The organism is Chamaesiphon sp. GL140_3_metabinner_50 (genome assembly GCF_025361915.1).
Lineage (GTDB): Bacteria > Cyanobacteriota > Cyanobacteriia > Cyanobacteriales > Chamaesiphonaceae > Chamaesiphon.
The window spans coordinates 1-7,735 of the sequence record NZ_JANYJC010000215.1 but is presented as its reverse complement, the minus strand read 5'-3'; the positions used below and the strand labels follow the sequence as shown (position 1 = coordinate 7,735).

Below are 7,735 nucleotides of genomic sequence, written 5' to 3'. Positions count from 1 at the left end.
CAAACTACCCTAGCATTGCGCGATCGCGAAGCACAATTGCGCCTAGCCACCGAAGCATCCAAATTGGGTCTGTGGTTTTGGAATCTCGAAACCGACACCCTCACCTGGACGGAGCAGTGTAAAGCGATCTTTGGCTTGCCTGCGAATGCGGATATATCCTATGAAATTTTTCTCGCCGCGATCCATCCCTACGATCGCCAGCGCACGCAGGAGGCAGTGACGCGATCGATGGAGGATCGGACGGTTTTCGATATCGAATACCGCTCCTGTTGGCCGGATGGGACGGTACATTGGGTCGCGGCTAGAGGTTCTTACACCTACGATTCGACTGGCACACCCACGCAGATGCTAGGTGTAGTCATCGATATCACCGATCGCAAACTAGCCGAGGAAGCATTGCGTGTTAGTGAGGCGCAACTAGCAGTAGAGCTAACCGATATGCAGAAGTTACAGCAGATTAGCTCTCAGTTGATTGGCCAAGATAACGTCGATGCTCTCTATCAGCAGATTCTAGACGCAGCGATTTCCTTAATGTGTGCCGATTTGGGTATCGTTTACATGTTCGACCCCGACAGCAATGAGCTACATCTGCTAGCATCACGGGGGCTGCCTTCAGCAGCGGCAGAGTTTTGGCAATGCGTGAATATTGATGCAACAAATACGGCTAGCGGTCGGGCTGTCACCAGTTGCGAACGAATCTTTGTCAGCGATGTCGAAACCTGTGACGAGCTAGTCGGCACAGCAGACCTCGATTATGCTCGACTCAGTGGCATTAGATCGGTACAGTCTGTACCACTAATTTCGCGCAATGGTCGGATCGTCGGTACAATTTGCACCCAGTGGCGGACACCGCATCAGCCTTCAGCCCGCCGATTGCGCTTGCTCGACGTACTCGCTAGGCAGGTAGCCGACTTGCTCGATCGTAAACTCGCCGAAGCCACCCTCGCCGAACGCGCCCACCAACTCGCCGACCTCAACAGTCGCCTCGCCCAATCCGAAGTCCAGCTCCAAGAGCGCAATCAAGAGCTAAATAGCTTCGTCCACATCGTCTCCCACGACCTCAAGGCACCGCTCCGCGCAGTTAGCAATCTGTCCGTCTGGATCGAAGAAGACTTTGAAGGCACGGTTTCGGCAAATACCACCGAGCAGATGAATCTGCTCAGAGGTCGAATCAAGCGGATGGAAGGGATGATCGATGGACTGCTCGAATATGCCCGCCTCGGTCGTCAAGATAGTCAGGTAGAGCTTGTTTCAGTTGCCGATTTAGTAGCTGAAGTTATCGAATCGATCGCACCACCACCGACATTTTCGATTAGTATTGCCGCCGAGATGCCCACCCTCGCCGCCAATCGACTGCTACTATCTCAAGTCTTCGCCAACCTGATTAGCAATGCCTTCAAACATCACAACAGATCCGATGGTTCCATCCGCATCTCCAGTCGAGAGCTAGGCGAATTTTATGAATTTGCCGTAACTGATGATGGCCCAGGCATCGCACCTGAATATCGCGATCGAGTATTCGTCATTTTTCAATCCGCAAACCCTCAAAAACATCCCGACAGCACAGGCATCGGTCTGAGCATCGTCAAAAAAATTGTCGAAACCGCTGGCGGTCGGATTTGGCTAGAGTCAGAACTGGGTCGGGGTACTACCTTCTACTTCACCTGGCCGAGGGATTTGGCGATCGGGCCAGCCTAGTAGCTGGCTTAAATCTAGTTGCTAGCAGCCTAAACTAGCTCGCGTCGAGACTCCAGTAACAGGATTAACACCATCGGCACGTTCGCAGAGTAGTTTGGCCTGCGCTCGATCGATCAGGGCATCGGTAAAATCTGCTCCGGTAATCTTAGCACCATAAAACCGCGATCGGGTCAGGGTGGCTTCGGTTAAAATTGCATTAGTCAGATCGGCTTCATCAAAAGTCGCTCGATCGGCTAAGGCACCAGTTAAATTCGCACCAGAAAGATTTGTCTTGAGCATCACTCCCATCGTCAGCATGGCGTTGGTAAGATTCGCCCCACTAAAATTCACCCCGCGCATTTCTGAGGATACAAACACGCCACCAGTCAGGTCTTGTCCGGAAAAGTCGCGATCCCTCACATCAATCCGACTATAATTAGTTTGAGCAGCAAGGGTAAAATCGTTAATACCCACAGCTAACCAAATCGATGCCACCAGTAGCAGCCGAGTCAACCATCGAGCGCAGAATTTAGATAGAGACATAAATAAGATAATTAGTATTTAAGAATGTAGAGCCGATCGCCAAATTATTAGTACCAATTTCTAGTCTAACCCTTACTACTATCAATACGGTTCGGTTAGCTTCGTTTGAGATCTAAATCCCCCAACCCCCTTAAAAAGCGGATGCGCGAACTGTTCGGGTTCCCCGACAGTGTAGCGCACCAAGCAGGGGGCTTTAAAGTCCCCCTTTTTAAGGGGGATTTAGCGGCGGTTTTATTCTGGGGTTCCCCCAGAATAAAAAACCGACAAGACAGGGGGATTCCAACCTAAGCCGGAGCAATTAGAGCGAGATATGTTCTGAACCGAACCGTATTGTTACCACTATCCCCTATCCCCGATCCCCTAGATGATTATTGAATCGATCGAAATCGAAATGGACATTACCGCCGCTCTAGGGGCATTAGATTTAGAAATTGAATCCAAGCTTAAAAACTGGGGCGAACCCCTGCGGTGGGCGATTACAGCAGTCGATCGCGAGACAAATATCGCCCAGATCGAAGCGATCGTCATTAAAGAATAAGCTGTCGAGCAGGTTAACTTACTTACCGCATCCTGGCTCTAAATCGGCAATTGCCGACTATGGCACAGCAAAGATGCCAAAACTCTATCCCCCGGTACAAAATATGGATAAAATAAAAATAGATTGAATTCTAGGTGGGCGGATGCAACTCGACTGGCGATCGGTATAAATTTCGTTACGATGGTAAGTAGCGAGATTTTAGATGTTGGTGGTTGACTGCTCGATCGCTGGGAAATCGATCTTTATCCCTTCATGACTAAGAATAATCTGTGTTTGTCCTTAACGGTTATGAATATCTACTCGGCTTTATGCTGACATGTAGCCTGGTGCCGATTTTAGCATTATCAGCATCGAAATTACTGCGTCCTAGCGGTGGTGGGGCAGAACGACGGACGACCTATGAATCGGGGATGGAACCGATCGGTGGTGCGTGGATTCAGTTTAATATCCGCTATTATATGTTCGCCCTGGTCTTTGTAGTCTTTGACGTAGAGACAGTATTTTTATACCCGTGGGCAGTAGCATTCAGTCAGCTAGGGTTACTTGCTTTTATTGAAGCTCTCGTTTTTATCGCAATTCTCGTGGTTGCGTTAGTTTATGCTTGGCGCAAAGGAGCCTTAGAATGGTCATGATTTCTAATGATGTTAATAATTTAGAGCGGATTTCTAATCCGATCGAGCGTCCGCAAGTGACGACCGATTTGTCGGAAAATGTGATTTTGACAACGGTAGACGACCTCTATAATTGGTCGCGGTTATCGAGCCTATGGCCGTTATTATTTGGTACCGCCTGCTGTTTTATCGAAATGGCAGCAATGATCGGCTCTCGGTTTGATTTCGACAGATTTGGACTAGTACCCCGCGCGAGTACTCGTCAGGCAGATTTGTTGATTACGGCTGGGACGATCACCATGAAAATGGCTCCAGCACTAGTCCGGCTGTACGAACAAATGCCCGAACCCAAGTATGTCATCGCGATGGGTGCTTGTACGATCACAGGTGGGATGTTTAGTGCCGATTCGCCAACTGCGGTGCGTGGTGTCGATAAACTCATCCCTGTCGATGTCTATCTCCCCGGCTGTCCGCCGCGTCCTGAAGCATTAATGGATGCACTCATTAAGCTGCGGAAAAAAATTGCCAACGAGTCGATGCAAGAGCGGAATTTATTAAATCAAACTCACCGTTATTACAGTACGACGCATAACATGAAAGTCGTATCGCCAATTTTAACTGGTGCATATCTCCAAACTGGTACTCACGATCGCCCGCCTGCGGAAATCGCCGCCGCAATGGGAATGCCAGTCTCACCCGCGCTCGTTACCGCTCAAAAACAGGAGGTAGAACGTGGCTGAGGAAGAAACTAAGCCAACGGCAGAAATTACGCCAGCCGCAGCCCCCATCGTCCCGGCGGGTAAAATATCCCAATGGTTGACGCAAAACGGATTTGTCGATCATACTGCTCTAGATAACGATAAGCAGAATGTTGAAGTAATCCGGGTTGATGCTCAGTTCTTGTTACCTGTAGCAACTGCTCTGTATGCTTATGGCTTCAATTACATGCAGTGTCAAGGTGGTTACGATGCTGGCCCAGGTGAAGATTTAGTGAGTTTTTATCACTTAATTAAGCTCAGTGATAATGCCATCGCACCTGAAGAAGTCCGAGTAAAAGTATTCTTATCTCGCGAAAATCCAGTTGTACCGTCAGTATATTGGATCTGGCGAACTGCTGATTGGCAAGAGCGAGAAACCTTCGACATGTATGGAATTGTCTTTCAGGGACACCCCAATCTCAAGCGGCTGTTGATGCCAGAAGATTGGGTCGGATATCCACTCAGAAAAGATTATGTCTCGCCTGATTTTTACGAGTTGCAAGACGCTCATTAATTAATTTTCCTCGCTACGGAGCGGGGATTTTTTGAATCGTGAAGTTAAATTGAATGGTTCTGAACTGTGATTAGAATGATTAATTGATAAACTTTGATTATGAAAACACCTCATCATAGTCCATCATTAAATCATCACGATCGTGGTTCAGACAGTGTGCATCGCCCTGGTTACTGAGCGGAGCCGAAGTGACCAGCTAAGTTTTAGGCATAATTTACTTCATAAATAATTGCACCTACCTACTTAGAACGATCGATAAATGGACTACGATCGTAAAATTTACCTCATCATAGTTTGTCATTAAATCATTCTAATCATAGTTCAAACACTTGGAATGAATTAGCTACAGATGCGATCGAACAGGCGATGTTAGAATTGGGATGTGTATTCCTTAATTAGGCTCATGACATTAACCCTCAATCTGCCAGCAGAATTAGAGCAATATCTCTTGCAAGAAGCTAGGGAGCAAGGGGTTTCAATTGAAGCGATGACATTACGGCTACTGACATCTGTTGTGACAAAGCAGAAACCAGCCGATGTTGTGTCGTCCAAGCAACCCAGAGTGTTTGGGCAATATCAGGGGAGAATTTCGATGAGTGAAGACTTTGACGATCCTTTACCAGATTCTTTTTGGTTGGGCGAGTCATGAAGCTACTGCTAGATACCAACGTTTTTATCTGGCTCAATGATGCACCGCAGCGAGTGAGAGCGCAAGTCATGACGATTATCGCTAATTCAGACAATGACTTGTTCTTGAGTTTGACGAGTATTTGGGAGCTGCAAATCAAGATCCAACTCGGAAAATTACAATTGAGCGATGCTCTCCCCGATATTTTAAGAACTCAGCAGGTAGATAATAACCTACAGATTTTAACTATTAACCTCAGTCACATTTGGGCTTTAGAAAATTTACCATATCATCACCGCGATCCCTTTGACAGGTTGTTAATCGCTCAAGCACAAATTGAAGGAATGACCTTGGTATCGGCGGATGGGATGTTCGAGCTGTATGACGTAGATTTGCTATGGTAGATTTCGCTATTTACTTGCTTTGAGATTGCTGGGTAACTAATTGTTGACCCTCACTAGACGTTGCAAAGCCCAGAAATGCTTTAACGGCATCATTTGGTTGACCTTTATAAGCGTAGGCTAGCGTGCGCTTGTAGGGGTAATTAGCCGCATCGGGTGAGCTACCGTCGATCGCGATCGATCGTACTGTCGATTGATTGGCAGCCTGAGCGAAAGTCGCATAGCTAATGCCATCGGTACCGAGAGCTTGAAATAAGGGGGTGCTAGCATCGCGCTCTAAGACCTTAAAATTGCCACCAGAGCCAAAGCCTTTATTTTGTAGCCCGATCTCCTGAAAAGACTGGTGGGTGCCACTGACGATCGGCCGTAAGATCGGTCTAATGGGTACAGCTTTACCACCAACCTCCGACCAGTTTTTAAGTTCGCCAGTAAAGATCTTGGTGACTTGCTCGGAGGTTAAACCCCCACTCAGGGCACTATCTTGCCCCACGACGATCGCAATTTTATCTTGGGCAATCGGCACGGCGACTAAGCCTTGCGCTTGTTCTGCGGCAGTAAGTCCGCGCGAAATTCCGGTAATATCGATCGTCCCAGCAGCGAGATCTGCTAAACCTTTACTAGAACTAGAAGCTATGGTTTGAGCGCGAACGCCAGGGAATTTTTGCTCGAAACCCATTTTCAGAGCTTTGTTAAATTGCACCATGCTGGTGGCACCACCGATTTTGACCACAGTTCCCGCCGCAACTGCGGTTGGCACATTGAAGGCGACTGTAGGTGTCTGGCTGGCTGGATTTGTGGGACTACTAGGATTATTAGGACTACTGACGATCGGCGGCGACGAACTACTTAACTTATTGTAGGCGGCATATCCTAACCCAGACAGAGCCAAAGCTCCAGCAATGTAAACGATCGGTGGGGGGCCTTTTTTAGCAGTCATATTTTTAATTACGGGGTAACTCAGAACTATTTGCGGTTAATTTCGCCAGTCGCTCGTTGACTTGCGCTTGGAGTTCGAGATCGCTATTTTCATTCGTGAGTTCCGAGCGATTTTGCGAAATATCTGCGAGAATTTTTTGCTGCATTTCGTACTCGGTTGCCTGCATTTGGGCATTTTCGAGAGTAGATCTGGCAGAGCTGTTGTTGAATCCATCATTGACGCGGGCGATTTCGCGCAGGGCAACATTAACGCGCGACAAATCTTTAGTATTCTGAATTTCGGTACGATATTGCGCTAGTTCTAGCTGTTCTTGGGTTAAGCGATTTTGAGAACTAATTAGTAACTCTTCAGCGCGATCGACTTGGGTATGTAGCTGTGCTAATAACTGTTCTTGCTGAATGACTCGTGCCAGTGTCAGCCGTGCCTCTCGCTCGCGCCCTGCTTGAGCCGATTTCGCAGCAGAGCGTTCTAGTGCGGCAATTTCTTTCGCCTGGGTGTCGTATTGCCGTTGGAGCTTGGTATAGGAACTGGCTTGCTGCTCCACAGCAGCAGAGAGACTAGCGACAGATTCCGTCATCAGATCGAGCGCGCGTTCGGCAACAGCCAAAGTCTCTGCTTGGCTAGGCGCAGGAATGGATGCCTCTTTACCCCACAGCCAGTCCCAGACGGCGATCGTCGCGGCTCCCGCCCGATCGCCCATCAACCAGTTCACAAAGTTTTGACCTTTCATTTGTCTGGGTTATGAGCTGAAGTAGTTTAGCCCGATTATAACGCAGCCCCGATCGTTCTCGATCGGCATCGAGTCTGAATCTGCGGCGATCTGGACTAATTAGGCACTGCCGCTCAACCAATGAAACTGATACTAGAACTAGGTTTGACAGATGCGATCGCCCCAATATCTTTGTAACTCTTAACACAAAACCACTGCGGAGCCAGTCTAGACTTGGTAAAATGCAAAAAAGATCGATCTCCGTGCCTGGGTTGTTGTCTGAGTCAATCGCGAGCGAATTTAGTTATAAACAAAATTATTATGGTAACCTCCGTTTCAAAACCATCATCGAATGATGAAATCAGACCAGGTGTAAAACGTCCCGCTAAAGAAACTCTCCTCACGCCTCGGTTCTACAC

Annotated in this window: 10 protein-coding genes; 7 read left to right on the top strand and 3 right to left on the bottom strand. The window is 48.0% G+C overall.

Going from position 1 to position 7,735, the window contains the following annotated elements; genetic code table 11:
• The coding region (locus tag Q0R35_RS10790) for an ATP-binding protein (protein ID WP_295617479.1) at positions 1 to 1,698 on the top strand (1,698 nt) is incomplete at its 5' end.
• Between the two features lie 21 nt (positions 1,699 to 1,719).
• On the opposite strand, the gene Q0R35_RS10785 is transcribed toward Q0R35_RS10790, so the two are convergent.
• A complete protein-coding gene (locus Q0R35_RS10785) occupies positions 1,720 to 2,220 on the bottom strand; it encodes a pentapeptide repeat-containing protein (RefSeq protein WP_295617476.1) in 501 nt (166 codons plus the stop codon).
• A 364-nt stretch (positions 2,221 to 2,584) separates the two neighbouring features.
• Here Q0R35_RS10785 and Q0R35_RS10780 point away from each other — a divergent pair, with 364 nt between their 5' ends.
• The 6 genes from Q0R35_RS10780 (at position 2,585) to Q0R35_RS10755 (ending at position 5,673) form a co-directional block, all read left to right on the top strand.
• Positions 2,585 to 2,758, top strand: a complete 174-nt coding sequence (locus Q0R35_RS10780; RefSeq protein WP_295617473.1) for a hypothetical protein — start codon at positions 2,585 to 2,587, stop codon at positions 2,756 to 2,758.
• Positions 2,759 to 3,027: 269 nt separating this feature from the next.
• Positions 3,028 to 3,390 carry a photosynthetic/respiratory NAD(P)H-quinone oxidoreductase subunit C gene (gene ndhC, locus Q0R35_RS10775; RefSeq protein ID WP_295617470.1) on the top strand — a complete coding sequence of 121 codons (363 nt, stop codon included), beginning with the start codon at positions 3,028 to 3,030 and terminating at the stop codon, positions 3,388 to 3,390.
• Entirely contained in the window at positions 3,381 to 4,109 is a 729-nt protein-coding gene (locus Q0R35_RS10770; RefSeq protein WP_366944868.1) for an NADH dehydrogenase subunit K, read from the top strand. Before ndhC ends, Q0R35_RS10770 begins: the two co-directional genes overlap by 10 nt.
• The gene (locus Q0R35_RS10765) at positions 4,102 to 4,641 is read left to right on the top strand and encodes an NAD(P)H-quinone oxidoreductase subunit J (protein ID WP_295617467.1); all 540 of its coding nucleotides are present in this window, start codon (positions 4,102 to 4,104) and stop codon (positions 4,639 to 4,641) included. Before Q0R35_RS10770 ends, Q0R35_RS10765 begins: the two co-directional genes overlap by 8 nt.
• Before the next feature lie 403 nt (positions 4,642 to 5,044).
• Complete coding sequence (locus Q0R35_RS10760; protein WP_295617464.1) at positions 5,045 to 5,290, top strand: hypothetical protein; 246 nt, start codon at positions 5,045 to 5,047, stop codon at positions 5,288 to 5,290.
• Positions 5,287 to 5,673, top strand: coding sequence for a type II toxin-antitoxin system VapC family toxin (locus tag Q0R35_RS10755; protein WP_295617461.1), 387 nt, complete (start codon positions 5,287 to 5,289; stop codon positions 5,671 to 5,673). The genes Q0R35_RS10760 and Q0R35_RS10755 overlap by 4 nt, the downstream gene beginning before the upstream one ends.
• Positions 5,674 to 5,683: 10 nt before the next feature.
• On the opposite strand, the gene Q0R35_RS10750 is transcribed toward Q0R35_RS10755, so the two are convergent.
• Positions 5,684 to 6,607: a substrate-binding domain-containing protein gene (locus Q0R35_RS10750; protein ID WP_295617458.1), complete on the bottom strand. Its 924-nt coding sequence runs from the start codon at positions 6,605 to 6,607 to the stop codon at positions 5,684 to 5,686.
• A 4-nt stretch (positions 6,608 to 6,611) separates the two neighbouring features.
• Positions 6,612 to 7,337: a hypothetical protein gene (locus Q0R35_RS10745; RefSeq protein WP_295617455.1), complete on the bottom strand. Its 726-nt coding sequence runs from the start codon at positions 7,335 to 7,337 to the stop codon at positions 6,612 to 6,614.
• Between the last annotated feature and the right edge of the window lie 398 nt (positions 7,338 to 7,735).

What these genes read in the sequence shown, in the direction of transcription:
- Q0R35_RS10780 (WP_295617473.1), top strand. Translation starts at nt 2,585, where the DNA reads ATGATTATTGAATCGATCGAAATCGAAATGGACATTACCGCCGCTCTA.
- Q0R35_RS10760 (WP_295617464.1), top strand. Translation starts at nt 5,045, where the DNA reads ATGACATTAACCCTCAATCTGCCAGCAGAATTAGAGCAATATCTCTTG.
- Q0R35_RS10750 (WP_295617458.1), bottom strand. Translation starts at nt 6,607, where the DNA reads ATGACTGCTAAAAAAGGCCCCCCACCGATCGTTTACATTGCTGGAGCT.
- Q0R35_RS10755 (WP_295617461.1), top strand. Translation starts at nt 5,287, where the DNA reads ATGAAGCTACTGCTAGATACCAACGTTTTTATCTGGCTCAATGATGCA.
- Q0R35_RS10785 (WP_295617476.1), bottom strand. Translation starts at nt 2,220, where the DNA reads ATGTCTCTATCTAAATTCTGCGCTCGATGGTTGACTCGGCTGCTACTG.
- Q0R35_RS10770 (WP_366944868.1), top strand. Translation starts at nt 3,381, where the DNA reads ATGGTCATGATTTCTAATGATGTTAATAATTTAGAGCGGATTTCTAAT.
- Q0R35_RS10745 (WP_295617455.1), bottom strand. Translation starts at nt 7,337, where the DNA reads ATGAAAGGTCAAAACTTTGTGAACTGGTTGATGGGCGATCGGGCGGGA.